Below are 25,814 nucleotides of genomic sequence, written 5' to 3'. Positions count from 1 at the left end.
GGGTTCAAGTAGCTTCGATTTCATCCAGCAACTGTTGCAACGCGGCCAACAAAGGGCCGACGAATTCCTGCTGGATGGCACGGAACGCGGCGCGGCGATAGACCAGATCCAGCTGCATCCGGCCATTGACGGTGGGCGTGTAAAGAATGAAATCGTAAGGCGGCACCAAGCAGCCGAAGCCGACGAACTGCAAGGTGGGGTGCCGATCCGATCCGAAGCTGGAAAAGTCCTCCTCGATCCGCCCTGGATTGGAATAACAAGCATTGGTGCCCTGGCAGACGTTGAGCATGGCGCGGGCGATGCCATGCAGCGGTCGTCGGCGCAAGGCTAGCAGCAGCGACTCCAGCCGCCCCAGCTCGGTACTCAGTTGCCTATCGCTGCGCGCCGTGCCTATGGCCTGGTGCACCGAACGGATCAACTCTCGACCGCTCTGGCCCAGGCGGATGCGAATCTTGCTCGGCACCAGATAGTTGCGGAAGCTGAGATCGTAGCGGCGGTCGATCAGCCGGCGCAGGCTGATCGCGCAGGTAATGCGCAATACGCCCTGACTACGGCCGCTGGCGCGTTCCAGATGGCGCGCCAGCGCCGCGCACAACAGGGTGTTGACGGTGACGCCGGTACCGCGCGCCACCGTCGTCAGGCGATCGGATAACGCTTCCGGCAACAGGCTGTGGAAGAAGTCCAGCTCGCCGATGCCCGTTTGCTTGGCGCCATCCTCCCAGCGCGGCCCGCGCAATGGCACCCGCAGGCCGATATCGCGCTGCAACAGATCCGCCACCACGCTGCGGAAACCGCGCAGCCAGCGCAACGTCCGCTCCAGCGGGCGATACCAGTCAGGCCGGATCTCGGTCAGCATGGCGTACGGCAGCCGCTCAATGGGCGGCGGCGCCGACGCCGCGCCGCTCAGATAGGCGTAATGATCGATGATCAACCGGAACAGCAGGCTGTCGCTGCGGGCGTCAGCCACACCATGGTGCGTGTTCAGGTAGACGCAACTGCTGGAACGGTCGGCCGCGGTGATCAGCAACAGCTGCACCGGGGACCGGCCTCGCCAGTCCAACCGGTTGTCGAAGCTGAAGTCCATCAGCAATCGGCGGAAAGCGGCATCGCCGAAATCGCAGACGCCGGCATGCTCGAAATGACGGACTAAAGGCAGCTCGGCGCTGAAGGCGTCGGCTTCGATACCGGGCCGGCCGGCCAGCGGCCGGGCGCGCAACAAGGGCACCTTGGCCACCGCCTGGCGGACGCTACGTTCCAGCAGAGCGGCGTCCAGGCAGCCGGCGACGATGAGAATCTGGTTGGTGTTGACATTGGCCAGTTCGCCCAGGTGAACGAAGGCCTCGGACAAGGCGTCAAGCGGCCGTGCCTCCGCAAGCGGTTCGCGGACAGGCAGCGTGGCAGTTTGGAAGGTCACGGCGGCTCTCCTCAGTGCGCTTCCGCCACGGCGGTTTGCTCATCGGCCATCGAGCCATGGGCATACCAGTGGCACATTGCATGCAGCTCTTCCAACGACAGCGGCGCCAAAGACTGGCTGCGCTGGGTGGCGGCATCCAGCTTGCTGCGATCGAACTGCCATTCCTGGTTGGCAAACGGACGATTAGGCTCCACCGCGCGATCGAATTTCTGGTCCAGCACCGACGACGGCGTGCCCAGCGCGGCGCGCACTCCGGCCACCTCGCCCCACATCCGCACCAGGTCTTCCATCCGTTCCGAACGGCCTCCGGCGCAATGGAATACCTCGAAATCGCGGCCCGGCTGCTGGCGCAGCGTCAACGAGCAGGCGTCGGCCGCCAATTGATCGATGGAGATCAGGTCGGGGCGGCTGTCCGCCACCAAATCCACGGCCAGTTCCTTGTGGCCGGCCTGGGCAATGGCCACCATGGCGTTGAGGAACATGTAGAAACCGAAACCGTTGCGCAGCGCCCAGCCGGTGCGGCGGTGCCCCACCACCACGCTGGGACGGAACAGGGTGACCGGCAAGCCGTGGCGCTGGAACAGCAGATGCAGCGACTGTTCGGCGCTCCACTTGGTCACCTGATAGGTATTGGCCATATGGCTGCGCGCGTGCAGCTCTTCCGGCACCAAGCCGCCGGCCATGCCGGCCACATAGGCGGTGGACACATAATAGAAACGGCGACAGGCGGGGGCGTGGCGGCAGACCGTCTCGTACAGCCGGCCGGTATTGCCGACGTTGGTCGCGAACGACTGCGACAGTTTGTGGGAGGAGTAGCTCATCTCCGCCGCCACATGCCATACCTCGGTGACGCCACTCAGTTCGGTCCCGCCCAGTTCCTTATCCAGTGTGGCGAAATCGACATTGACGACATCCAGATGGCTTTCCAGCGCGCCATGGATGTCCAGGCCGCACCCCTGGGCCGCAGCCACCACCGCATTGATGGTTCGCATGCCGTCGGGGTCGTTGCGCGACAAGGCGACCACGCGGGCGCCCCGCGCCAGAAAATTGGCCGCCAGAGCGCCGCCGACAAAGCCGGTAGCGCCGGTAATCAGGATCTGATGCACTTTCTGCTCCTATTGGATGGTGTCCGCCGCCGGAGCCCCATTGCGGGGCTCCGGTCCGGATGGATCAGAGTTCGATGATGTGTTCGTCCACTTTCACGCCGACGTGGCGGCCCGGCTCGGTGCCGAAGCCCAGCACCCGGTCGCCGGCCTTGAGTTCGGTGACGTTGCGCGGCTTGGCCTCGTCGGAGAACACCCGCACGTGCCAATCGTCCTGCATGATGATGTTGACCTTGCGGTTCTCCGGGAACGTAGCCTCGATCAGCAGCAATGGACGGATTTCGGTCTTGGTGCGGCCGACGAAGATCTGGCGGGTCTCGCCGCGAGCGTTGACCGTGGTCAGCGAGCTGCCGGCCCGCAATTCGCTGATGTAGCTGGTGCGGTCATTGGCCTGGAACACGTAGCTATGCACTGAAGCGGCGTTGATGCGGAACGGACGCAGCTCCATATAAGGCAGGTGGAACACTTCGGGACAGCACAGCAGGCCGCCGGTAGAAGTGGAGCCGACCAGGATGCCCTCATCCGGATTGAACATGTGGGTGGTGTCGATGCAGGCTCGGTAACCCAGGCCCAAGTGGGTGATGCGTTCGATCACGCCAACCTGGATGTCGATGCTCGGCGTGGCCTGGGCATCGATCTTGTGAGCGAAGCGGTCGAACTGCTCCATATCGGTGAAAGCCACCAGCACGCCGTCGCTGCCCAGCTCCAACACGCCCAGCGCGATCACCGCGTCGTCCACATCCTGATTCACTTCCTTGAGCAGCACGGTATTGGTCTTGTGCAACTCTGCGATCACCAGTTCCAGCGGGATATTGGTCGGATCCTTGAATGACACCATCAGGAAGTCATAGTGCATGCCGTCATGGAAAGAGGCGTGCAAGGAGGCGGCGTTGTCGACATGGGCGCGCCAGCTGGTGCGGAAGCCCGCGCTGCGCGCAGTGGCCAGCAAGGTCGGCTGGCTGCTGGAGATGACCGAAACCTGGATCAGGTCTTTGCCTCCGGCCGGGGAGATCAGCGTCGACAGTTCGGCCCATTGCTCGGCCGACTCGATATGCAGCACGCGCTGCAAGCGCGGCGATACCGCTTGGCTCAGCTCTTTCAGATTGTCGGCGTACAGCACGATGCCGTTGTAACGACCCTGGCCCAGGCGCTGGGTGATGGCGCGGCGATTGTCTTCGCCCAGTTTGGCCAGCACCTTGGAGTCGTACCACAGCTCATTGCCTTCGTTGCTGCGTACCTCGGTGGTGAACGGCGACAGCGCGGCGTTGCTCGGCGGAACCGGATCGCGCGGCGTGGTGGGATTGCGCTTGTCGGCTTGCTTATCGCTGGATGCCGCCTTTTCATTGGTGGCGGTTTTCTCTGCGCTCGCGCCTGGACGCTTGTTGAGGGTTTGTTCCATGGTGGGGTTCCAAGTGGTTTAGAAACAGTGGTTGCTAGAAATCAGGAAACTCACAGCCAGACCCGGGCCGGCAACGCGGCCGGCATCGGGAGAATCGGAAAATGGAGCGGCGCGACCGCGCGGAGATTGGCCGGGCTCAGGGCTACCGACAGCACTACCGCTTCGTCGATGCCGAAACGGGTCCGCGCGCCGCACACCTCGGCCTCCACATCCAACTGGTGCAGCATGCGCTGCACGGTTGGCGTGGTGACCATCACAAATCGGTGGATGTCATGCCGCCCGGCAAAGCCGCACAGGTGATGCAGGGCGGCGCGGATATGTTCCAGGCGGTCGGCATGCTGCCGGCATGGCCCGCAGGGATCCACGGCAAAGCGGGACACCTCCCAGGTATGGCGGTCGGCCGGCACCGCCCTGCCGGCCAGCAGGGCGGGAAACACATCGCGCAGCATGTTCGGCCCCAGCGTGGGCAGCAGCCGCATACAGCCTTGCAGGCCGCCGTCGCGGCGCTTCATCAGCAGGTAGTGGGGATCAAGCTCATCGTAGCCGTCCCGCTCCATGCCATTTTCGACGCGGACATCCCACCCCATCCGGTCGCGGAAGATCCGGGCGCGCAGCCGCAGCATGTTCTCCAGGTCGATGACCGGCAATTGCGCCTGCTGGGCAATCTGAAAATCCAGTACTGGCAAATCCATTTGACACGTCGCTTTCCAAAGCTCACTCAAGGGATGGATCCAGACAGCCGCCTAAGCTGGGCCGGCTGTCACGCCTGAAAATTCCATGTTGCTTTTCATGTGCTTGAAACGCGGCTGACCGCACGTTTCCGCTTGGTCTGCATCCTAAGGATCGGGTTGGCGCGGCGTAACCTAGCAGAACTGTTAGGACCGCCTGGAAACGCGCACGAGAGGGCTTGCCGCGGCATCGTCCGGCAAACGGCGGAGCTAGCGGCATAAAGCGGCAAGAAGCTTGCGGCAACAGCTTTTGGCGGCTATCGCCGCGAGCCGGAACGGCGCGGCGATAGCCGGCTACCGGAAGGGAGTCAACGAAAAACCACTTGAGAAATAGCAAGGCGGAACCGCATGAACTGGCCCATAGATCAGTGTGGCATCGCCACAAGAAGGCATGGCCGCCAGGCGCACCGGACCTCGCTCAGCCGCAATCAGGAAGAAGTCGCCGGTTGCCAACGCGGGAGGTTTGCGCGCTCAGGCATATTTCTGCACGCGCCGCGGCAGATTCGCCGGCGATTCAGGCCATACCGGCCCAAATGGAAATATCGGCCGGCGCATCCTGCGCGATGCGGCCCGGCGCCAGTTGGCGTGCGTGGCCTTCCGCTTGGCGCAGCCAGCGTCCGCGTCGCAACAAATCGGCCCCGCTCCCGAGAAGCGTGGCTATCGGGATCAACGAGGCCTGGTGCGTGGACTGGCCGCGGCAGAATGCCCAACACCTTGCGGCGCTACGATAGCAAGATACCGACGTCCCACTCTGCCCTGAAGTGGAAAACACCAGCTGAACTCGCCTGCCAGAGCGCGAAACTCAACCGAGTTCATCACGCTCTGAGAGCCAAGACTCGCCGCCAATTGAGAGGCCTAAATTTAGCGCCCCACCCCAATTAATTTATTCTCAGCCGCTCCATCCGGTAACGCAGCGAACGGAAAGTGACGCCCAACCGCTTGGCGGCCTGGGTGCGGTTGTAATGGGTAGCGTCCAATGCCTTGACGATGGCTTCGCGCTCCGCCCGGTCCAGATAGTCTTGCAGCGGCTCGGCGCCGCATGGCTCCGGACTGTGCTCGCGGCTGGGAGTCAGCTGCAGGTCATCCCGGCTCAGCGCGGGGCCGGCGGCCAGCGCCACCGCGCGTTCCAGGATGTTTTCCAGTTCGCGGAAATTGCCGGGATAGCCATAGTCCTGCAAAGCCTGGCGGGCGTCGGCCGACAGCTGCGGCGTGGCTCCCTCGCCGGCGTAGCGCTGCAACAGCTGCTGCGCGAAGCGGGGAATGTCCTCGCGCAGCTCGCGCAGCGCAGGCATGCGCAGCGGCAGCACGTTCAGGCGGTAGTACAGGTCCTGGCGGAAGCTGCCGGCCTCCACCCGCGCGGCCAAGTCCTGGTGGGTGGCGCAGATGATGCGCACGTCCACCGCCTCTTCCTGGCTGCCGCCCAGCTTGCGCACGGTCTTTTCCTGAATGGCGCGCAGCAGCTTCACCTGCATCGCCAGCGGCAGGTCTGCCACCTCATCCAGAAACAGCGTGCCGCCCAGCGCCTGCTGAAAGAAGCCGTCATGGTCGGCGTCGGCGCCGGTGAAAGCGCCTTTCTTGTAGCCGAAGAACTCGCTCTCCATCAGATTGTCGGGAATCGCGCCGCAGTTGACGGCGACGAAGGGCCGCTCGGCGCGCGAACCCTGTTCATGGATCAGCCGCGCCGCCTGCTCCTTGCCGGTGCCGGACTCGCCGCGGATGTAGACCGCCGCCTGGCTGCGCGACAACTTCTCGATCAGCCGCAGCACCTCCTGGATGGCCGGCGAATCGCCCACCAGCCGCTGCTGCGGCGTGGGTTTGCCGCTGTCGACTCTCAGGACGGTTTTGACCAGACTGCGCAATTGCGCCAGGCTCACCGGCTTTTGCAGGTAGTCGAAAGCGCCGGCTTTCATCGCCCGCACCGCGTTGTCGGTGCTGCCGTAGGCGGTGATCACCGCGATGGGCACGTCCAGCGCCTGCTCGCCGATATGGCGCACCACCTCCAGCCCCTCGCCGTCGGGCAGGCGCATGTCGGTCAGGGCCAGATCGAACGGGCCGGCGGCAAGCACGCCCTTCGCCTCGGCCACGCTGCCGGCGCAGACCGGCTGCAACCCCATCTTCAACAGGGTCAGCTCCAGCAGCTCGCGGATGTCCGGCTCGTCGTCCACTACCAGTACGCGCATCGGTGTCTTAGTCATAGGCCAGGTGACAGGTCAGCCGGAACACGCCGCCGGGCGGGCTGTAGTCCAGCCGCGCGTCGTTGGCCTCGGCCAGTTCGCGCGCGATGTACAGACCCAGGCCGCTGCCGGCGCTTTCCGTGGTGAAAAAAGGTTCGAACAGCCGCGACTGCTCGGCTTCGGCCACGCCCGGACCGTCGTCGATCACCCGCAGAATAAGATAGTCCTCGGCCACGCTGGCCTGCAACTGCACCGCGCCCGGGCGGCGGCTGCTGTGGCGCCAGGCATTGGCCAGCAGATTGCCCAGCACTTGGGACAGGTGGCCGCGGTCGAAGCGCAGCTTGCAGCCGTCTGGCAGCCGGCAAGCGACGACTCCCGCGGCAGCAGGCTGCGCCATCGTGAAATGTTCCAGCAGCTCGGCCATAAACGGCGACAGCGCGATGGATTCGCGCTTGACCCGGTCGCTCCGGCCCAGGGTGAGCACATCCTCCACCATGCCGTTGATGCGGCGGGTGTTGTCCTGGACGATGCGCATCAGCCGCCGCCGCGCCGGATCTGCCTCGTCCTCGGCCAGCAGATCGGCGGCGTGGCTGATGGCGGACAGCGGATTGCGGATTTCGTGGGCAATATTGGCGCTGAGCCGGCCCAGCGCGGCCAACTTCACCCGCTTGGCCTCCTCCGCCATGTCGGCCATGTCGCGCATGAACAGCACCACGCCGCGCAATTCGCCCTCCGGCACCGGCACCGGCACCAGCCGCCCCACCAGCTGGCGGCCGCGCACGCTGTGTTCGACGAAGGTGGACAGCGCCGGATAGCCGTTCAGCTGCCAGCGCCGCACCAGCGGCAACAGCTCCGCCAGCAGCTGGCCGCGCTGCAGGCCGCTGAAATAACGCGCCGCCTGCAGGTTGAACTGGCGCAGATGGCCCTCCTCGTCCAGCACCACAACCGCGTCGCGCTGGCTTTGCAGGATCAGTTCGTTCAGGTGGTTGAGGTTGGCGATTTCGCCGCCGCGCTGCGCGGCCAGCGCCTCCGATGCGCGCGCCATCCGCCCCAGCTGCCAGGTGGCGATGGAGGTGACGAAACAGGCGGCGGCCAGCAGCGCGCTGTAGGACAGGTCGGCGGTATGGGACAGACCCAGCTCGTGCTCCATGCCGGCGTAGCCGAACAGCATCAGCGTGGCGATGGCGGCGTAGAACAAGGCGTAGCGGCCGGTGGACAACAGGCCGGCGGCGGCGAGATAGGGCAGCAGCAGCAGACCGAAGCCGCCGCGGATGCCTTCGTTCATCGCCATTAGCAGCACCATCATCGCGATGTCGGCGGCGATCGCCAGCGTCAGCTGCAGGGTGTGGCCCAGCCGGCCTTCGCGCAGCAGAAACCACATGGCGATCAGCAGCAGGTAGACGCCGGACCACAGATAGAAGTGCCTGCCGCCCTCGATCAGCGACAGGCCGTCGCTGCTGGGCAGCAGCGACATCAACAACAGGACCAGTAGCAACAGGGCGCGGAAGCCGTTGACGAACAACAGCGCGGCGCGGGGGGTGAGGGCCTGCGGCTGACCGGTCCGGATCATCACATCGGCAACTCGCTGATGGCGCTGACCAGCCATTTCTTCGGCATCAGCTTGCCCTTCTTGCCGCGCTTGCCGACAAACTCCTCCAGCGCCAGCTTCTCGTCGGCCACCTTGCCGCGCACCGAGGTGGTGGACAGCAGCGCCCTGCTGCCGGCCACCAGGCCTATCGCCGTCATCGCCGCGCCCTCGTCCAGCGCCATCAGCATCAAACCGCGGCCCTTGGACAGCTCTTTGAGCTCGCTGGCGGGGAAGGCCAGCAGACGGCCGCTGTCGGCAGCGGCCACCAATTGCAGCGCCTCCAGTCCGGAGCCCTGCGGCGCCGGCACCGGGGCCAGCACCTTCTCGCCCGCATCCAGCGTGATGAAAGCCTTGCCGGCCTTCACCCGGCCGGCCATGTCGCCGATCTTGGCGATGAAGCCGTAGCCGCCCGAGCCAGCGACGATGAAGCGCGCCGCATCGGGGCCGGAGATCAGCTGCGCCGGCTTGGCGCCGTCCTGCAGGTCCACCAGCGAGGCCACCGGCACGCCGTCGCCGCGGCCGGTCGGCACCGTGGCCGGATCGATGGTGTAGGCGCGGCCGTTGTGGTCCAGCACGATGGCCGACCACACGGTGCGGGCCTCCACCGCCGCCGCCAGGGCGTCGCCGTCCTTGAACGCCAACGTGGACAGGTCGAGATTGTGGCCGACGCGGGCGCGGATCCAGCCTTTTTGCGACAGGATCAGCGTCACCGGCTCGTCGGCGGTGGTCTGGGTCAGCACCGCGCGCTCGGCGGCCTTGATCTCGCTGCGGCGCTTGTCGCCATACTTGGCGATGTCCGCCTGGATTTCGCCGCGGATCAGCTTGGTCAGCGCGTCCGGGGAGTCCAGCACGTGGCGCAGGCCTTCGCGCTCCTCGCGCAGTTCGGACAGCTCCTTTTCCAGCTTGAAGCCTTCCAGCCGCGCCAATTGGCGCAGGCGGATTTCCAGGATGTCCTCGGCCTGGATTTCGGTGAGTCCAAACGCTTTGACCAGGTCGGGTTTCGGCTCGTCCGACTCGCGGATCACGCGAATCACCTCATCGATATGGATGAAGGCGATCATCCGCCCTTCCAGGATGTGGATGCGTTTGTCCACTTGCGACAAACGGTGCGCCAGGCGGCGGGTGACCGTGCTGCGGCGGAAGTCTATCCACTCGGACAGGATGGCCTTCAGCCCCTTCTGCGCCGGGCGGCCGTCCAGGCCTATCATCACCATGTTCAGCGAGGCGTTGCCTTCCAGGCTGGTCTGCGCCAGCAGGATGTTCATGAACTCATCCGGGTCCTGGCGGCTGGACTTGGGTTCGAACACCAGCCGCACCGGGCTGGCGCTGTCGGACTCGTCGCGCACGCGGTCCAGCAGCGACAGCATCAGGCTTTTCAGATTGGCCTGATCCTGGGTCAGCGCCTTCTTGCCAGCCTTGACCTTGGGATTGGTGGCTTCTTCGATCTCCGCCAGCACCTTCTGCGCGCTGGAGCCTGGCGGCAGCTCGGACACCACGATGCGCCACTGGCCGCGCGCCAGCCGGTCTATCTCCCACTTGGCGCGCACCCGCACGCTGCCGCGGCCGTTTTCATAGGCGGACAGGATGTCGGCGGCCGGGGTGATGATCTGCCCGCCGCCGGGGAAGTCCGGACCCGGCACGTATTGCATCAGCGCGGCGGTGTCCAGTTCGGGGTTGTCCAACAGCGCCACACAGGCACCGGCCACCTCGGTGAGGTTGTGCGGCGGGATTTCCGTCGCCAGGCCGACCGCGATGCCGGAGGCGCCGTTGAGCAGCACCATCGGCAGGCGCGCCGGCAGCAGCGCCGGCTCTTCAAACGCGCCGTCGTAGTTGGGCACGAAATCCACCGTGCCCATGTCTATCTCGGACAGCAACAAGTCGGCGATCGGCGTCAGCCTCGCCTCGGTGTAGCGCATCGCCGCCGCGCCGTCGCCGTCGCGGCTGCCGAAGTTGCCCTGGCCGTCGATCAGCGGGTAGCGCAAGGTGAAGTCCTGCGCCATCCGCACCAGCGCCTCGTAGGCCGAGCTGTCGCCGTGCGGGTGGTATTTACCCAGGATTTCGCCGACCACCCGCGCCGACTTCACCGGCTTGGCGCCGTGCACCAGGCCCATGTCGCGCATCGCGTACAGGATGCGTCGCTGCACCGGCTTCTGGCCGTCGGCCACCTCCGGCAGCGCGCGGCCCTTGACCACGCTCATCGCGTACTCGAGGTAGGCGCGCTCGGCGTACAGGTCGAGCGGAATCCAGTCGCCGCTGGCGGTTTCCGGCGCGGCGGGAGGCGGCGGCGGCGGGTCGCCGGCGGGGCCGGGCGGGGCGAAGAGGTCGTTGCTGTTCATATTATTGATGCTAGTGTCTTGATCTGGATTTGGGTACGCGATCGGTCAGGGTGGTATAGCATCTCAAACGGTGCCGGGATGCCGACGACGACCGGTACGGGAAATGGAGGAATTCTACTATGGCAAACAGGATAGCGTGGCATTGCCACGGATTTGACGGCTTTACCCCGCTGGCGCTGTACCAAGTTCTGCAACTGCGCGACCGGGTGTTCGTGCTGGAACAGCAGTCCATCTACGGCGACATCGACGGCGTGGACACCCACTGCCTGCATCTGTCGGGCCGCGACGAGGCCGGCCAGCTGCTGGCCTACGCCCGCCTGATCGCCCCCGGCGAAAAATACCCGGACGCCGCCGCCGTCGGCCGGGTGGTGGTGGAACCCGCCGCACGCGGCCAGGGCCTGGGCAAGGCGCTGCTGGCGCAGGCGGTGGCGCAGTGCCAGGCGCACTTCCCCGGCCGCGCCATCATGCTGTCGGCGCAGTGCGACGCCAGCGCGATGTACGCCGCCTTCGGCTTCCTGCCGGTGTCCGAGCCTTACGACGACGGCGGGATTTTGCATTTGGATATGCGGCGGAATAGTTAAGGCAAAAATGAAAACAGCCGCCAGAGCGGCGGCTGTCTTTGTTAGCGCGGCTATCAGAATTTGTAGTTGACGTTCAGGTAGTAGGTGCGGCCCCACAGATCGGTATCGCTGCCGGAGAAGGTGCCGGGAGTCGAACTGTTGATAAAGTATGGCGGAGTCCGATTCCCGATATTCTTCACGCCACCGCCGATCTTCAGCTTCTTTAGCGGAGAGATGGTGAAGTCCAGGTCTAGCGCGGTATAGCTCGGGATGCGGCCCGGCTTGCCTTGCAAGGTGCTGGTCTTGGAAATCGCCTGTTCCAGATTCTTGTAACCGGCATAGCTGCGCGCGGTCATGCCCACCGAGTATTTGTCATAGCTGTATTCGGCGGTGAACACATTCTTCCAACGCGGCTGAATCGCATAATCCAGCTCTTCCAACCAGGGATCGCCCGACAACTTGTGGTCTTTGAAGCTCAACAGACGGCTGTGCTGGTTTTCCAGCTTGAGCTTGCCATAGCCACCCAGCGACCAGTCGTAACGCAGATCGAAATCTAGTCCAGAGGTGCTCAGGCCGCCAGCATTCTGATACGGCGTGTTGACATAGTCTATGTCGCCCAGCACGCCGGAGCCGGCCGGCTTGCGAACAATCGCGCCGGGATATTTGGCCGGATTGGTGACTACGTCCTCAAGGTCAACCGCGTTGATGACATTTTTCTGGTTGATCCGGTAGAAGTCCACCGAGGCGAACAGATCCTTCACCGGTTGCAGCACCACGCCCAGGCTGAAGCTGTCATTGGTTTCCGGTTGCAGGTTCGGATTGCCGCCGCTGACGATCTTGGTGCTGTTGGATGGGCACTTATTGGCCGGGATACCCTGCTGGGCGCACTGGTCGTAGTCCTTTACCGAACCGTAGGCGGTGCGGGTCAGGTTCAGCTGGGTGAACGACGGAGCCTTGAAGCCGGACGTCGCGGAACCGCGGAACATGACTTCCTTGATCGGCCGGTACGAGAAGGCGACCTTAGGATTGATGGTGTTGCCAAAGTCGCTGTAATGGTCGCCACGCAAGGCCAACTGCACTTCCAGGTTTTTGGCCAGCGGCAAGTTGAATTCACCATAGGCCGCGAAGATGCTGTGGCTGGCATCCAGGTAGCTCTGCGGCGCGGAATTCATCACTAGGCCTTGCTGGCTGTTGAGATCCGGCGTACTCACCAGCGTCTCACGCCACCACTGGATGCCGGTGGCGAAACCGGCCGCACCGCCCGGCAGATTGAACAATTCGCTCTTCGACGCCTTCAGCTCCAGCGCCTGCAGGCTGGTCGAGGCCTTATTGACGTCCAGCGCCTGGTACGGCGCCAGGCTGGAGGCCGGGTTGCCGTGAATGAACGGATTGTAGGTCGGGCCGCTCGGATTGCCGGTGCCCAGCGAATCCTCCAACGAGGTCAGGTAGTCCTGATTATTGTTAGTGACATTGTTTCCGCTGAAATTTACGGAGGCGTCAAAGTCCCAGTCCTTCAGCGACGTGGAGTAGCCGAACACGGCATGATAGGTATTGCTGGTGGCCTCCCGATCTCGGCCCCAGCCTTCGTTCAGGCCACGGTAAATGGTGATATTGTCCTTGCCGGGCGTGAAGCCAGGGTTTTGCGCTTTCAAAGCGGCGATGAGGCTCGGATCAGTCGGATAAGCGGCGTCGCCCGGAGCAAGCGTGATCCCATTGAGGAAGTTATTGCCGCCTTGCAGATAGGTCTTGGTCTGGTTGAAACCCAGTTCCGCATAAAGTTGGCTGTCCGCGTCCAGCTTTTTCGTCAACACGGACAACAGGCCGTAGCGGGAGGTGCGTGGTGATACCTGAGCATCCTGCCGGTCGTAGTCAATCGGACAGATGGTTTGCCCGCTTGCCTTGGTTACCAACGGCAAAGGACAATAGGGCATCGCGGTATACTGCGATTTGGGGCTGGTGCGCCAGCCGCCCCAGGTACTCAGATAACGGTTGTCGTCACCGCCAAACCGGCGGAAATCTCGACTCTTGATCGCATCGTGCTTGCTGTAGAACACTGGCTCGCGATGATACGCGTCGAACGAAAACAACGCGTTGTAGCCATCCTTGTTCAGATCGCCGGTGCCCGCCGATACGCCGACGGCCTGCTCCGCGCCGTCTCCAGCGGAAGTCTGGCCATAGCGGGCGTAGGTGTCCACGCCTTGATAGTTGCGTTTGGTCTTGAAATTGATCACGCCGGCAACCGCATCGGAACCGTAGATCGCGGAGGCGCCATCGCGCAGGATCTCTACTGACTCGATGACGGATAAGGGTAGCGTGTTCAGATCGGTGAAGGAGTCGGTGCCGCTTTCCAGCTGGGCATAGCTGGCCAGGCGACGGCCATTCAGCAGAATCAGCGTGTACTTGGCGTCCATGCCGCGCATGCTGGCATGGGCAGCGCCGGGCACGAAGCTGGTGCTGCTGGTGCCGGCGGTAACGCTGGAAATGGAAGTCAGAGTATCCAGCAGTTGGGCGACGGTAGACGCTCCAGTTTTGGCGATGTCCTCTTTTTTCAGAATCTCAACCGGCAACGCGCCTTGCGTGTTGATACGTTTGATATTGGAGCCAGTGATGGTCACCCGCTCCAGTTGACTGTCGCTGCTATCCGCGGCATGGGCAAAGCCGCTCCCCAACAGGCCGATGGCGGCTATCGCCTGGGCCAAAATCTTGACTCTCATCATTTTCCCTTTGTTCATCACGGTGTTCGCGCTGCGTTGGCGCAAATCTGTGCCACCACTGTCACATGCGTGAAACATGCGACTCGCGATGAAAATGGCATTAATCATCGGGCATGGCAAATGCTTCGCCACCTCATGCCACGCCAGCCGAACGAAAGGCGAAATCAGAAAGTTTGTTAAAACTTTGATTGAAATTGTGTTTTTTTGTTAATGCCGGTGACGAAATGATTTTTTGTTCTTGTCTCAACAAAACAACATCTCGCGGCGCAGACGATATGCGCCAGCGCTTGCCCACCCGGATCAGGCGCCGCCGCCATGCCGTCCGGGCACGCTCCGCGGGACGCCGCCGCCCACTTAGGCTAAAATGGCCTGTTTTCGTCTGCGGCACTTTCCGCCCATGCATCTGCTTGCCTTCGGACTCAACCACCACACGGCACCGCTGTCGATACGGGAAAAGCTGGCGTTTCCAGCCGAAACCCTGCCTCGGGCGCTGGACAGTCTGGTGGCCTCGCAGGCCGCGCGCGAGGCGGCCATCGTCTCCACCTGCAACCGCACCGAGATCTACTGCTGCAGTCCGGACCCGCACGCCGCGCTGTCCTGGCTGTGCCAGTTCCACGGCCTGAGCCTGGCCGAGGTTGAGCCCTACCTGTACCAGATGGAAGCGTCCAACGCCGCCCGCCACGCTTTTCGCGTGGCCTCCGGCCTGGATTCGATGGTGCTGGGCGAAACCCAGATCCTGGGCCAGTTGAAGGACGCGGTGCGCAGCGCCGAAAACGCCGGCACGCTGGGCAGCATGCTCAACGGCCTGTTCCAACGCACTTTCGCGGTGGCCAAGGAGGTGCGCTCCAACACCGCGGTGGGTTCGAGTTCGGTGTCGATGTCCGCCGCCGCGGTAAAGCTGGCCGAGCAGATCTTTCCATCGATAGCCGAGCTGAACGTGCTGTTCGTCGGCGCCGGCGAGATGATAGAGCTGGTGGCCACCCACTTCGCGGCGCGCAACCCGTCCTGTATCACCGTGGCCAACCGCACGCTGGAACGCGGCCAACGGCTGGCCGAGCAGTTCGGCGGCAATGCCATCACACTGTCGGAACTGCCGGACGCCCTGGCGCGCTACGACGTGGTGGTCACCTCCACCGCCAGCCAGCTGCCGATGATAGGCAAGGGCATGGTGGAGCGGGCGATCAAGCAGCGCCGCCACCGGCCGATCTTCATGCTGGACCTGGCGGTGCCGCGCGACATCGAACTGGAAGTGGCGCAGCTGGACGACGTGTTCCTGTACAGCGTCGACGACATCGCCGGCATCGTCGAAGTGGGCAAGGAAGCGCGGCAGAGCGCCGCGGCGGAGGCGGAAACCATCATCCAGGCGCGGGTGGCGGAATTTTCCGACTGGCTGAAGAAGCGCGAGACCGTGCCCTTGATCCGCGCGCTGCGCGACGAGGCCGACCGCGCCCGCCGCCACGCGCTGGAGGCGGCGATGAAACAACTGGCGCGTGGCGACGCGCCGGAAAAAGTCCTGGAAGCGCTGTCGCTCCAGCTCACCAACAAATTGATGCACCCGCCCACCCAGGCCCTGTCCTCGGGCAGCGGCGCGGAGCACGACGCGCAGGTGCAGACCATCGCGCGGCTTTACCGTTTACATCCGGAGTCGTAATGAAAGCGTCTATTGCAGCCAGGCTGTCGCAACTGGCTGACCGCCTGGAGGAGGTGACCCACCTTCTGGCCAGCGAAACGGCCACCCAGAACATGGAGGCCTTCAGAAAACTCACCCGCGAGCACGCCGAGCTGACGCCGGTGGTGGAGACCTTTGCCGCCTACCGCCAATGCGAAGGCGACATCGCCGCCGCCGAGGACATGCTGGCCGATCCGGAAATGAAGGAGTTCGCCCAGGCGGAAATCCTGGATGGCAAGCGCAAGCTGGAACAGCTGGAGCTGGAGCTGCAGAAGCTGCTGCTGCCCAAGGACCCCAACGACGACAAGAATATCTTCCTGGAAATCCGCGCCGGCACCGGCGGCGACGAGGCCGCGCTGTTCGCCGCCGACCTCTTGCGCATGTACACACGCTACGCCGAACGCAACCGCTGGCAGGTGGAGATCGTCTCCGCCAGCGAATCCGACCTTGGCGGCTACAAGGAAGCGATCGTGCGGCTGGTGGGCCAGGGGGCCTATTCGCGGCTGAAGTTCGAATCCGGCGGCCACCGCGTGCAGCGGGTGCCGGCCACCGAGACCCAAGGCCGCATCCACACCTCCGCCTGCACGGTGGCGGTGATGGCCGAGGCCGACGAAATCGCCGAAGTGGTGCTGAACCCGGCCGACCTGCGCATCGATACCTTCCGCGCGTCCGGCGCCGGCGGCCAGCACATCAATAAAACCGATTCGGCGGTGCGCATCACCCACCTGCCCACCGGCATCGTCGCCGAATGCCAGGACGGCCGCTCGCAGCACGCCAACAAGGCCAGCGCGATGCAGGTGCTGGCGGCGCGCATCTACGACATCCAGCTGCGCGAGAAGAACCAGAAGGAGGCGGCCGAGCGCAAGGGGCTCATCGGCTCCGGCGACCGCTCGGAACGCATCCGCACCTACAACTATCCGCAGGGCCGCATCACCGACCACCGCATCAATCTGACGCTGTACAAGCTGGACCAGATGATGGACGGCGACATCGCCGAGCTGACCGACGCGCTGGTGGCCGAGCAGCAGGCCGAACTGCTGGCGGCGCTGGGCGACTAGGCGAGATTGCCCCATGCCGTCGGCGGCGCTAAAATCCGCTATAGAAAAAACAGGCCGCAACCACAACCGCAGCCTGTGCCTGTCCCGCCTGCCCGACCGGATGGGCGTTTTTCTCCGAGCTTGGGGCCGCCTAGCGCGGCCTTTTCTTTTGCCGGCTACATGCCTGGAATATAGGCGACCAGCGCCTTGATGTCGTCCGCGCTCATGGTCTTGACGATTTCCTGCATTTCCGCCGCCGCCGGCCGCTGCGACACGTCGAACACCTGCAACTGGCTTAGCAGATAGGCCGAGTGCTGGCCCGCCAGCCGCGGCGCCGTCGCGTTGCCCTCGCCGCGGTCGCCGTGGCAAGAGAAGCAAGGCGGCGTGCCCACCGCCAGATTGCCCTCCATGAACAGCTTGCGCCCCGCCGCCAGCAGCTTGGCGTCGGCGCCCGCCGCCGGATTGGCCGCCGGCTGCTGCGCGGCGAAATAAGCGGCCAGGCCCTTGACGGCCGCGGCGTCCAGCTTGCCCAGCGCGGCCTGGTGCGCGCCCTTGTCGTCGCGCTTGCGCTCGCGGAACAGCTCAAGCTGCTGCTCCATAAACGCCGCCTGCTGGCCCGCCAGCCGCGGAAACCGCGGCGACGCGCTGTTGCCGTCCGCGCCATGACAGCTGGCGCACAACTGGACAGCCTGCGGCGCCGCCAGCGCGGACGCCATCGCCATCCATCCCAGAAAAATCAGTCGACCCGTTTTCACCCGGCAAGCTCCATCGTTGATGACGGGTGAATTATATGCGGCAGACCCGCCGATTTCCCACGTCCTTGGAACGGGATCCGCGCCGCCAGCGGCGGGAAAGCACGCGCCGACTCCCGGCGACAAAGCGCTTCCAGCGCGTTCCTCACTCCTTGGGGCAATACAACCGGTGCAGCGCGGTCAACAGCGCCAGCGCCTTGACGTCCGCCACCGAATAGAAAATGCGCTTGCCGTCGCGCCGGGTCGCCACCAGGCCCTCGCCGCGCAACACGCCCAGCTGTTGCGACAAGGTCGGCTGGCGGATGCCCACCACCTGCTCCAGCTCGCTCACCGACTGCTCTCCCCGGCTGAGCTGGCACAGCAGCAGCAGCCGGTCCTCGTTGGCCAGCGCCCGCAGCAGGCCGCAGGCCTGCCCGGCCGCGGCGCGCATATCTGCAGGGGGAATGCCGGGAAAATCCATGAAAACTCGCTTTTAAAATAAGAACTTGAAATCAATATATCAATTGATATTATATTGATCAACATACCTTTAACCGCCGAAACCACGCCAGCCTAGCCGCTGGCGGCGCGCTGTGGGACAATCGCGCACAGCCGGGCCTGCGCCCGGCTATGCTTTTTGAACCACCCGCCGGATTGTCCACCGCCATGTCTGCAAGCTCGCTGCGCGTGCTGTCGCTCATCCCGCCGATGACGCAGCTGAATACGCCCTACCCGTCCACCGCCTATCTCACCGGCTTCCTGCGCTCGCGCGGCGCACAAGCCGCCCAGGAGGACCTGGCGCTGGCGCTGGTGCTCAAGCTGTTTTCACGCGCCGGCATGCAAACCCTGCGCGAACACGTGCGCAAGGTGCCGCTGCGCCAGCGCTCGGCCGCGCTGCAACAGTTCGACGCCGAATTCGACCGCTACCAGGCGACGATAGACGGCGCCATAGCCTTCCTGCAGGGCCGCGACGCCACGCTGTCCTACCGCATCGCCGGCCGCAACTACCTGCCGGAAGGCCCGCGCTTCGCCGCGCTGGACGTGTACGTGGACCCGGACGATCCGGAAGGCGGCGACCCGCTGGCCTGGGCCTTCGGCGCGCTGGGCAGCCAGGACCGCGCCCGCCATCTGGCCACGCTGTACCTGAACGACATCGCCGACGTGCTGCGCGACGCGGTGGACCCGCGCTTCGAATTCGTCCGCTACGCCGAATCGCTGGCGCTGTCGCAGCCCAGCTTCGAGCCGCTGGCCCGGGCGCTGGCCGCCGCGCCCAACTGGGTGGACGACACGCTGGACGCGCTGGTGCAGGCCGCGGTGGCAAAACACCAGCCGCAACTGGTGCTGATCTCGGTGCCCTTCCCCGGCGCGGTGTACGCCGCCTTCCGCATCGCCCAGGCCATCAAGCGCCGCCATCCCGAGATCAAGACCTGCCTGGGCGGCGGCTACGTCAACACCGAACTCAGGGAACTGGCCGAGCCGCGGGTGTTCGACTACTTCGACTTCGTGACGCTGGACGACGGCGAGCGCCCGCTGCTGGCGCTGCTGGAACATTTGCAGGGCAAGCGCGGACCCAGCCGGCTGGTGCGCACCTTCCTGCGCCAGGAAGACGGCTCGGTCCGCTACGTCAATATGCAGGAAGCCGACGTGCCGTTTTCCGAGGTGGGCACCCCCACCTGGGACGGCCTGCCGATAGACCGCTACCTGTCCTTGCTGGACATGCTCAATCCGATGCACCGGCTATGGAGCGACGGCCGCTGGAACAAGCTCACCGTCGCCCACGGCTGCTACTGGAAGAAGTGCAGCTTCTGCGACGTGACGCTGGACTACATCTCGCGCTACGAGACGGCGTCGGCCGAGGTGCTGGTGGACCGCATCGAGGCCATCATCGCCGAGACCGGCCAGACCGGCTTCCACTTCGTCGACGAGGCGGCGCCGCCCAAGATGCTGAAGGCGCTGGCCGAAGAGCTGCTGCGGCGCAATCTGTCCATCTCCTGGTGGGGCAATATCCGCTTCGAGAAGTCGTTCACGCCGGAACTGGCGCAGCTGTTGGCCGAATCCGGCTGCATCGCCATTTCCGGCGGGCTGGAAGTGGCGTCGGACCGGCTCTTGAAGCTGATGAAGAAAGGCGTGTCGGTGGAGCAGGTGGCGCGCGTCACCTACGGCTTCGCCGAAGCCGGCATCCTGGTGCACGCCTACCTGATGTACGGCTTCCCCACCCAGACGGTGCAGGACACGGTGGACGCGCTGGAATACGTGCGCCAGCTGTTCGACAGCGGCTGCATCCAGTCCGGCTTCTTCCACCGCTTCGCCTGCACCGTGCACTCGCCGGTGGGCAAGAACCCGGAAGAATACGGCGTCAAGCTGGTGCCGCTGCCGGAAGGCAACTTCGGCAAGAACGATGTCGGCTTCATCGACCCCACCGGCACCGATCACGACGCTATGGGCCGCGCGCTCAACAAGGCGCTGTACAACTACATGCACGGCATCGGCCTGGACAGCGACGTGCGCGCCTGGTTCGACCAGCGGGTGCCCAGGCCCCAGGTACCGCGCCAGTTCATCGCGCGCGCGCTGCGCGGCTAGCGCGCGGGGCCTCCCCAGCGCGCGCCGCCCGTGCCACAATGGCGGATTGCGTTTTCGCCACGAGCACGGCCATGTCCTTGAAATACCATGTGATCCCGGTCACCCCGTTTGCCCAGAACTGCAGCGTGCTGTGGTGCAGCGTCAGCCGCCAGGCGGCCGTCATCGACGCCGGCGGCGACATCGAACGCATACGCGCCTGGGTCGATAGCCAGGGCCTGACGGTGCAGAAGCTGCTGCTCACCCACGGCCATATCGACCATGCCGGCGGCGCCGCCAGGCTGGCCGAACAACTGGGGGTGAAGATAGAAGGCCCCGAACGCAGCGAAAGTTTCTGGCTGGACCAGTTGCCCACCCAGGGCAAGATGTTCGGCTTCCCGCGCAGCGAGCCGCTGACCCCCGACCGCTGGCTGGAGGAAGGCGACACGGTGACCGTGGGCGAGGAAACGCTGCAGGTGATCCACTGCCCGGGCCACACCCCGGGCCACGTGGTGTTCTACAGCGCGGCGGCCGGCCTGCTGGTGGCCGGCGACGTGCTGTTCCAGGGCTCGATAGGCCGCACCGATTTCCCGATGGGCAACCACCAGCAACTGGTGGACGCCATCCAGCAGAAGCTGTTCATGCTGCCGGACGCCACCACCGTGCTGCCCGGCCACGGCCCGCTCACCACCATAGGCGCGGAAAAACGCGGCAATCCCTACGTCGCCAACCCGCGCTACCGCTGATGCCGCCCGAATTCGCCCGCCGCGTGCTGGCGCTGCTGGCCGAGCTGCCGCCGGGCCGCGTCACCACCTATGGGCAGCTGGCCGAACGCGCCGGCTATCCGCGCCACTCCCGCCATGTCGGCCACCTGCTGAGCCACTTGCCGGCAGGCCTGGCCGCGCCCTGGCACCGGGTGCTGGGCGCCGGCGGCCGGCTGTCGCGCCCCGGCAGCCACCACGCCGACTGGCAGCGCCTGCTGCTGGAGGAAGAGGGCGTGGAATTCAATGCCAGCGGCAAGATTGACCTGCGCCGTTACGGCTGGTCCGACTCCGGCGGTTGACCTGCCGCAAGCCGGAAACGCCCGGTTGCTCAGATACTTATCTTCACGTAGAGATATTTCCATGTGGCATTTTGCCAACGAAATGTAACGTCAACGTCATTTTGCTACAAAAATGCAATGATTCTTTGCAGAAAAGCGACAGGCACGTGACAAATTGTTTGCATAAGGCCATTTCTGAGTCTAATCTGCGCGCGCTCGCCGACAGCTTGTCGGACGGTTACTACATGAAAAATAGTCTGGTGAAACAATGAAAACTCGCAAGTCGCTGCTGGCCCTGTCTCTGTTGGCCACCTCCGCGCTGGCTCATGCCGGCGGTGAATACTCTTTCGCAAACGTCAGCGCCAACTGGCTGGACTGGTCGGATCGCACTACCGAACAAAGCGGCAAGCGCGATTTCGGCTACCTGGAAGCCGAAGGTGGCCTGGGCGCCAAATGGGGCGAGCTGTATGGCTTCTTCGACCTGGAAAACCCGGGCAAGGGCAACAACGGCACCGGCACCAAAGACCGTCGCTACACCACGAAGGTGATTGGCCGTTACAACCTGACCGACATCGGTGGCGTGCCGGTACAGCTGTACGCTCACGTCTACGACACCCGCGGCAATGAATTCTTTACCCAGAACCGCGTTCTGGGTCTGGGCACCGATCTGAGCTTCGGCGCACTGAGCATCAAGCCGTTCTTCGGCGTGCACAACGAGATGGATTCTGGTCAACCCGGCTCGGCTTCGGGCTTCAACGGTTTCATGACCGGTTACGTGATGCTGTATCCGTTCCAGGCTTTCGGCCAGAACCTGATGCTGACCCAATGGCACGAAACCGAACTGGACCGCCAGGACAAGTTCATCGGCATTTACAAGAGCGGCGGCCAGCCGCGCGTAGGCCAGAACGGTGCCGTCGCGCTGTGGTGGACCCCGACCAAGGAAGTGACCACCGGCATCCAGTACCGCTACGCCGATCAGAAGCTGGGCAGCACCGCCTATCAGAACGCTGTGATCTACTCGATCAAGTACAACATCAAGTAATTGATGGACTGCCTCGCCCGCCTTGCGCGGGCAGGACGGCGGAGCCGCTCCGCCGCTTGAACGCCCCCGCCCGCGCGGGGGCTTTTGTTTTGCCAGCTCAGCCGCCGCGGCTTTCCACCCGGTTGCGGCCCTCTTCCTTGGCGCGGTACAGCATTTCGTCGGCCTGCTGCACCAGGCTGATGGAATCCTCCGCGGTCTGCAGCGAGCTGATGCCGACGCTGAAGGTCTGGCGGAACGAACGGTTTTCCGCCTGCTGCTCCAGCTGGCTGAAGTCCTGGCGCAGGCTGTCCATGATTTGGTGCGCGCGCATGATCGGCATGCCGCCCAGCACGATGGCGAACTCCTCGCCGCCATAGCGTCCCACCAGATCGGTGCGGCGCAACCTCTCCTTCAGAAAGCGCGCCAGGTTAAGCAGCACCTGGTCGCCGGCCTGGTGGCCGTAGGTGTCGTTGATCCTCTTGAAATAATCGAGGTCCAGCATCGCCAGCGACAGCGGCAGCGAATCGCGCCGCGCGCGCAGGATGCCGCTGTCCATCTGGCCATGCAGGTGGGAATGGTTGAGCAGGCCGGTCAGGCTGTCGTTGGCGATGTAGGAACGCAGCTTGCGGTAGCGCCGCGCGCGGTTGATCACCGTCACCACCAGTTCCTCCGGCGCCACCGGCTTGGTCAGGAAGCCGTCTATGCCCAGCGTCAGCGCGTCCAGCTGCACCACCTGGCGCTTCTCCACCGACAGGAACACGATGGGAATGCCATCCAGCAGCCGCTGCTGGCGGATCACCTTGGCCAGCTCGATGCCATTGCACTGCGGCATGTACATGTCCATCAGGATCAGATCGGGGCTGAGCTGCTCGATCCGCTCCGGCACCTTCTCCGGATTGGTCTCGCTGGTGGCCTCCACGCCGTGCGCGGCCAGCACCTGGGTGTACAGGCCGGCCAGCGACGCCATGTCCTCGACGATCAGCACCCGCAGCGGATCGCGCCGTTCGCTGATGTCGCCGAACCTGAGCAGATCCACCAGCTGGTTGGCCTGCAGCGGCCAGTCGAGAAGGCCGCAGGCCCCAAGCCGCGTCGCGGCCAGCCGTACCGGAAAATCGCGCCGCGGCGAGGTGAGCACCAGCGGACAGGTGCTGCTGACAGCCGGCGCCAGCTGGATGATGGGATCGTTGTCGGCGAATTCGCTGAACGCCACTACCGCCACCGGCGTCGCCTCCTGCAGCGCCCTGGCCAGCTTGGCCGCCTGCGACAGCAGGGTGACCTCGAAGCCGAAACAGGCCAGCTGCCTTTGCAGCGGACCGGCGTCGATGCCGACCGGCAGCCACAGATAGAGACGGGCGTTATCGTTGTCCGGGGCAGCCAGCGCGTCCCGGCCAGGGTCCGTTTGCCGCTCCATCAGCCCTAGCTGGCTGACCACTCCCAGATGGTGGCGCAGCAAGCCGTAGAGTTCTTGTTCCGACGGCACCGCCTGCTGCTGCAGCCACTGCTGCAGCAAGCTGGCCAGCGCGCGCGTCTCGACGGCGATGTCGCCCAGTCCAACCGAGCACACCAGGTCCTCCAGCCGCATCACCAGCGACAGCAGGTGCGCGGCCAGCGGACGCTCCCAGCGCGACACCAGCATGTAGCCGATGCGGTCGATTTCCCGCGCCAGATGGGTACGTTGACCGGGATGGATGGGCACAGCCTGTTTCATGACGTGGAGTTCCGTTTTCTGGCGGATCCGCCCGCCTCCACTGCAAGTTTATGGCGCCGGCCCGGCAGGCTAACTGCTATAATCCGCCCTTGAATTCAACGGCCTGGCATGTTTTGATGAACGTTTTTTACGAAGAGAGCGGCAGTTTCAAGGTTGGCAGCATTGTCTCGCGCAGCGATGCCAGCCTGCAGGTTGACACCCAGCACGGCAAGCGCGCCAAGCTCAAAAGCGCCAACGTGTTTCTGGAGTTTAGCTCCCCCTTGGCCGATTTTCTGCCCTCGGTAGACAATCTGGCTGAAGATATCGATCTGGACTTCCTATGGGAATGCAGTCCGGACGACGAGTTCGCCTATCAGGAGCTGGCCGCCGACTATTTCGGCCACGCGCCGTCCGCCGCGGAGGCCGCCGCGCTGATCAGCCGCCTGCATGGCGCGCCGATGTACTTCTACAAAAAAGGCAAGGGCCGTTACAAGAAGGCGCCGCAGGAAGCGCTACAGGCCGCGCTGGCCGGCGTGGAGCGCAAGAAGCGCGAACAGGAGCAGATCGACGGCTGGGTGGGCGAATTGAAGGCCGGCGCGCTGCCGGAAGCCATCCGCTCGCAGCTGATGACGCTGCTGTGGCGGCCGGACAAGAACACGCTGGAATACAAGGCTTTCGACCAGGCTGCGCGCGAGCTGAACCTGGCGCCGCTGCGCCTGGCGGAAAAAGTGGGCGGCATTCCGTCAGTGCCGGCCTACCTGATGGCCGGCTTCCTGATGGAGTACTTCCCCAAGGGCGCCGGCTTCGGCAAATACGCGCCGCCGGAAGCCCTGCCCGAACTGCCGCTGGCCGAGGTGCAGGCCTTCTCCATCGACGACGCCAACACCACCGAGATCGACGACGCGCTGTCGCTGACGCCGCTGGCCAACGGCAACACCCGCGTCGGCATTCACATCGCCGCGCCGACGCTGGGCGTGCCGGTGGATTCCGACATCGAAAAGATGGTGCTGTCGCGGCTGTCCACCGCCTATTTCCCCGGCGACAAGATCACCATGCTGCCCGACGACGTGGTGGCGGCCTTCACGCTGCAGGAAGGCCGCGCCTGCCCGGCGTTCTCGCTGTACGCCGAGGTGACGCCGGCATTCGAGCCGGTAGCCTTCGAAAACCGCATCGAACTGGTGCCCATCGCCGCCAACCTGCGGCACGCGCAGCTGGAACGGGTGTTCAATGAGGAAACGCTGGCCAACGACCCAGGCACCGACTACCCGTTCAAGCGCGAGCTGACCTGGCTGTGGCAGTTCGCCGAGGCGCTGGAGAAGCGCCGCGGCAAATACGACCCCACCCGTCCGGCGCAGCACGACTACAACATCGACGTCGCCGACGGCAAGGTGTCCATCACCATCCGCAAGCGCGGCGCGCCGATGGACAAGCTGGTATCCGAGCTGATGATCCTGGCCAACAGCGAGTGGGGCCGGATGCTGGCCGAGGCCGACATCCCGGCGATGTACCGCGCCCAGAGCATGGGCAAAGTGCGGATGACCACCCGTCCCGAGCCGCACATCGGCCTGGGCGTGGCGCAATATGCCTGGAGCACCTCGCCGCTGCGCCGCGCCAGCGACTTCGTCAATCAGCGCCAGCTGGCGGCGATGATACGCGGCGAAAAGCCGCTGTACGAGCAGGGCAACGCCATGCTGTTCGCCATCCTGCGCGACTTCGACGCCACCTACGGCGCCTACCTGTCGTTCCAGGACAAGATGGAGCACTACTGGTGCCTGAAATATCTGGTGCAGGAAGGCATCAACGAGCCGACCGCCACCATCATCAAGGAAGACCTGGTGCGCATCGACGGCCTGCCGCTGCGACTGCGCATTCCCGGCCTGCCGGAGCTGAACCGCGGCGACCGCGTGCAACTGGCGCTGGTGCGGGTGGACGAGCTGATGCAGGAAGTGGAGTTGCGCTACACCGGCCGGCTGGAGCAGGTGGCAGAGGCCAAGGAAGACGGCGAGGCCTGACCCGCCCGCCAAACCCGCCAGCCGCCGCGCCCTTCGCAAAGCG

The 25,814-nt window shown here is 64.6% G+C and carries 19 protein-coding genes; 8 read left to right on the top strand and 11 right to left on the bottom strand.

Annotation, left to right across the window (positions count from 1 at the left end; all coding sequences use genetic code 11):
- Nucleotides 1-4: 4 nt before the first annotated feature.
- From BI344_RS05095 to parC, 7 genes are all read right to left on the bottom strand, one after another.
- Nucleotides 5-1,414, bottom strand: coding sequence for a hypothetical protein (locus BI344_RS05095; RefSeq protein ID WP_071111832.1), 1,410 nt, complete (start codon nucleotides 1,412-1,414; stop codon nucleotides 5-7).
- Between the two features lie 11 nt (nucleotides 1,415-1,425).
- Nucleotides 1,426-2,520: an SDR family oxidoreductase gene (locus BI344_RS05090; RefSeq protein ID WP_071111831.1), complete on the bottom strand. Its 1,095-nt coding sequence runs from the start codon at nucleotides 2,518-2,520 to the stop codon at nucleotides 1,426-1,428.
- 64 nt (nucleotides 2,521-2,584) lie between these two features.
- Nucleotides 2,585-3,916: a 3-dehydroquinate synthase II domain-containing protein gene (locus tag BI344_RS05085; protein WP_083370069.1), complete on the bottom strand. Its 1,332-nt coding sequence runs from the start codon at nucleotides 3,914-3,916 to the stop codon at nucleotides 2,585-2,587.
- A 50-nt stretch (nucleotides 3,917-3,966) separates the two neighbouring features.
- On the bottom strand, nucleotides 3,967-4,638 hold the full coding sequence (locus tag BI344_RS05080) for an acyl-homoserine-lactone synthase (RefSeq protein ID WP_204378015.1): 672 nt from the start codon (nucleotides 4,636-4,638) through the stop codon (nucleotides 3,967-3,969).
- An 884-nt stretch (nucleotides 4,639-5,522) separates the two neighbouring features.
- Nucleotides 5,523-6,839, bottom strand: coding sequence for a sigma-54-dependent transcriptional regulator (locus BI344_RS05075; RefSeq protein WP_071111829.1), 1,317 nt, complete (start codon nucleotides 6,837-6,839; stop codon nucleotides 5,523-5,525).
- Nucleotides 6,832-8,388 carry a two-component system sensor histidine kinase NtrB gene (locus tag BI344_RS05070; RefSeq protein ID WP_071111828.1) on the bottom strand — a complete coding sequence of 519 codons (1,557 nt, stop codon included), beginning with the start codon at nucleotides 8,386-8,388 and terminating at the stop codon, nucleotides 6,832-6,834. The genes BI344_RS05075 and BI344_RS05070 overlap by 8 nt, the downstream gene beginning before the upstream one ends.
- Complete coding sequence (parC, locus tag BI344_RS05065; RefSeq protein WP_071111827.1) at nucleotides 8,388-10,742, bottom strand: DNA topoisomerase IV subunit A; 2,355 nt, start codon at nucleotides 10,740-10,742, stop codon at nucleotides 8,388-8,390. Before parC ends, BI344_RS05070 begins: the two co-directional genes overlap by 1 nt.
- A 119-nt stretch (nucleotides 10,743-10,861) precedes the next feature.
- On the opposite strand from parC, the gene BI344_RS05060 reads away from it, so the two are divergent.
- Nucleotides 10,862-11,323, top strand: a complete 462-nt coding sequence (locus BI344_RS05060) for a GNAT family N-acetyltransferase (RefSeq protein WP_071111826.1) — start codon at nucleotides 10,862-10,864, stop codon at nucleotides 11,321-11,323.
- A 53-nt stretch (nucleotides 11,324-11,376) separates the two neighbouring features.
- On the opposite strand, the gene BI344_RS05055 is transcribed toward BI344_RS05060, so the two are convergent.
- Nucleotides 11,377-14,016, bottom strand: a complete 2,640-nt coding sequence (locus BI344_RS05055; protein ID WP_158020752.1) for a TonB-dependent receptor plug domain-containing protein — start codon at nucleotides 14,014-14,016, stop codon at nucleotides 11,377-11,379.
- Between the two features lie 397 nt (nucleotides 14,017-14,413).
- Between BI344_RS05055 and hemA the strand changes: the two genes are divergently transcribed.
- Nucleotides 14,414-15,667: a glutamyl-tRNA reductase gene (gene hemA / locus BI344_RS05050; RefSeq protein ID WP_071112075.1), complete on the top strand. Its 1,254-nt coding sequence runs from the start codon at nucleotides 14,414-14,416 to the stop codon at nucleotides 15,665-15,667.
- Nucleotides 15,667-16,743 (top strand): peptide chain release factor 1, encoded by a 1,077-nt coding sequence (gene prfA, locus BI344_RS05045; RefSeq protein ID WP_071111824.1) that lies wholly within the window; start codon nucleotides 15,667-15,669, stop codon nucleotides 16,741-16,743. Before hemA ends, prfA begins: the two co-directional genes overlap by 1 nt.
- A 155-nt stretch (nucleotides 16,744-16,898) precedes the next feature.
- On the opposite strand, the gene BI344_RS05040 is transcribed toward prfA, so the two are convergent.
- Together BI344_RS05040 and BI344_RS05035 are read right to left on the bottom strand one after the other, a co-directional pair.
- On the bottom strand, nucleotides 16,899-17,477 hold the full coding sequence (locus tag BI344_RS05040; protein ID WP_139166888.1) for a c-type cytochrome: 579 nt from the start codon (nucleotides 17,475-17,477) through the stop codon (nucleotides 16,899-16,901).
- A 142-nt stretch (nucleotides 17,478-17,619) separates the two neighbouring features.
- The gene (locus BI344_RS05035) at nucleotides 17,620-17,934 is read right to left on the bottom strand and encodes an ArsR/SmtB family transcription factor (protein WP_071111823.1); all 315 of its coding nucleotides are present in this window, start codon (nucleotides 17,932-17,934) and stop codon (nucleotides 17,620-17,622) included.
- 185 nt (nucleotides 17,935-18,119) lie between these two features.
- Between BI344_RS05035 and BI344_RS05030 the strand changes: the two genes are divergently transcribed.
- From BI344_RS05030 to BI344_RS05015, 4 genes are all read left to right on the top strand, one after another.
- Nucleotides 18,120-20,033, top strand: a complete 1,914-nt coding sequence (locus BI344_RS05030) for a B12-binding domain-containing radical SAM protein (protein ID WP_071112073.1) — start codon at nucleotides 18,120-18,122, stop codon at nucleotides 20,031-20,033.
- A gap of 71 nt (nucleotides 20,034-20,104) precedes the next feature.
- Nucleotides 20,105-20,755, top strand: a complete 651-nt coding sequence (locus BI344_RS05025) for an MBL fold metallo-hydrolase (RefSeq protein WP_071111822.1) — start codon at nucleotides 20,105-20,107, stop codon at nucleotides 20,753-20,755.
- Entirely contained in the window at nucleotides 20,755-21,072 is a 318-nt protein-coding gene (locus BI344_RS05020) for an MGMT family protein (RefSeq protein ID WP_071111821.1), read from the top strand. The genes BI344_RS05025 and BI344_RS05020 overlap by 1 nt, the downstream gene beginning before the upstream one ends.
- A 247-nt stretch (nucleotides 21,073-21,319) precedes the next feature.
- Nucleotides 21,320-22,093 (top strand): outer membrane protein OmpK, encoded by a 774-nt coding sequence (locus tag BI344_RS05015; RefSeq protein WP_071111820.1) that lies wholly within the window; start codon nucleotides 21,320-21,322, stop codon nucleotides 22,091-22,093.
- A gap of 97 nt (nucleotides 22,094-22,190) precedes the next feature.
- On the opposite strand, the gene BI344_RS05010 is transcribed toward BI344_RS05015, so the two are convergent.
- Nucleotides 22,191-23,780, bottom strand: a complete 1,590-nt coding sequence (locus BI344_RS05010; RefSeq protein ID WP_239690844.1) for a GGDEF domain-containing protein — start codon at nucleotides 23,778-23,780, stop codon at nucleotides 22,191-22,193.
- A 116-nt stretch (nucleotides 23,781-23,896) separates the two neighbouring features.
- Here BI344_RS05010 and BI344_RS05005 point away from each other — a divergent pair, with 116 nt between their 5' ends.
- Nucleotides 23,897-25,771, top strand: coding sequence for a ribonuclease catalytic domain-containing protein (locus tag BI344_RS05005; RefSeq protein ID WP_071111819.1), 1,875 nt, complete (start codon nucleotides 23,897-23,899; stop codon nucleotides 25,769-25,771).
- Nucleotides 25,772-25,814 lie beyond the last annotated feature (43 nt).

This window comes from Chromobacterium sphagni, assembly GCF_001855555.1.
Taxonomy (GTDB): domain Bacteria; phylum Pseudomonadota; class Gammaproteobacteria; order Burkholderiales; family Chromobacteriaceae; genus Chromobacterium; species Chromobacterium sphagni.
The sequence above is the reverse complement of the archived record's forward strand: the minus strand, read 5'-3'. Positions and strand labels throughout refer to the sequence as shown.

Bases quoted from the DNA above. Each gene is read 5' to 3' on its own strand.
- BI344_RS05085 (WP_083370069.1), bottom strand. From the start codon at position 3,916: ATGGAACAAACCCTCAACAAGCGTCCAGGCGCGAGCGCAGAGAAAACC.
- BI344_RS05075 (WP_071111829.1), bottom strand. From the start codon at position 6,839: ATGACTAAGACACCGATGCGCGTACTGGTAGTGGACGACGAGCCGGAC.
- BI344_RS05070 (WP_071111828.1), bottom strand. From the start codon at position 8,388: ATGATCCGGACCGGTCAGCCGCAGGCCCTCACCCCCCGCGCCGCGCTG.
- parC (WP_071111827.1), bottom strand. From the start codon at position 10,742: ATGAACAGCAACGACCTCTTCGCCCCGCCCGGCCCCGCCGGCGACCCG.
- BI344_RS05060 (WP_071111826.1), top strand. From the start codon at position 10,862: ATGGCAAACAGGATAGCGTGGCATTGCCACGGATTTGACGGCTTTACC.
- BI344_RS05055 (WP_158020752.1), bottom strand. From the start codon at position 14,016: ATGAGAGTCAAGATTTTGGCCCAGGCGATAGCCGCCATCGGCCTGTTG.
- hemA (WP_071112075.1), top strand. From the start codon at position 14,414: ATGCATCTGCTTGCCTTCGGACTCAACCACCACACGGCACCGCTGTCG.
- prfA (WP_071111824.1), top strand. From the start codon at position 15,667: ATGAAAGCGTCTATTGCAGCCAGGCTGTCGCAACTGGCTGACCGCCTG.
- BI344_RS05035 (WP_071111823.1), bottom strand. From the start codon at position 17,934: ATGGATTTTCCCGGCATTCCCCCTGCAGATATGCGCGCCGCGGCCGGG.
- BI344_RS05030 (WP_071112073.1), top strand. From the start codon at position 18,120: ATGTCTGCAAGCTCGCTGCGCGTGCTGTCGCTCATCCCGCCGATGACG.
- BI344_RS05025 (WP_071111822.1), top strand. From the start codon at position 20,105: ATGTCCTTGAAATACCATGTGATCCCGGTCACCCCGTTTGCCCAGAAC.
- BI344_RS05020 (WP_071111821.1), top strand. From the start codon at position 20,755: ATGCCGCCCGAATTCGCCCGCCGCGTGCTGGCGCTGCTGGCCGAGCTG.
- BI344_RS05015 (WP_071111820.1), top strand. From the start codon at position 21,320: ATGAAAACTCGCAAGTCGCTGCTGGCCCTGTCTCTGTTGGCCACCTCC.
- BI344_RS05010 (WP_239690844.1), bottom strand. From the start codon at position 23,780: ATGAAACAGGCTGTGCCCATCCATCCCGGTCAACGTACCCATCTGGCG.
- BI344_RS05005 (WP_071111819.1), top strand. From the start codon at position 23,897: ATGAACGTTTTTTACGAAGAGAGCGGCAGTTTCAAGGTTGGCAGCATT.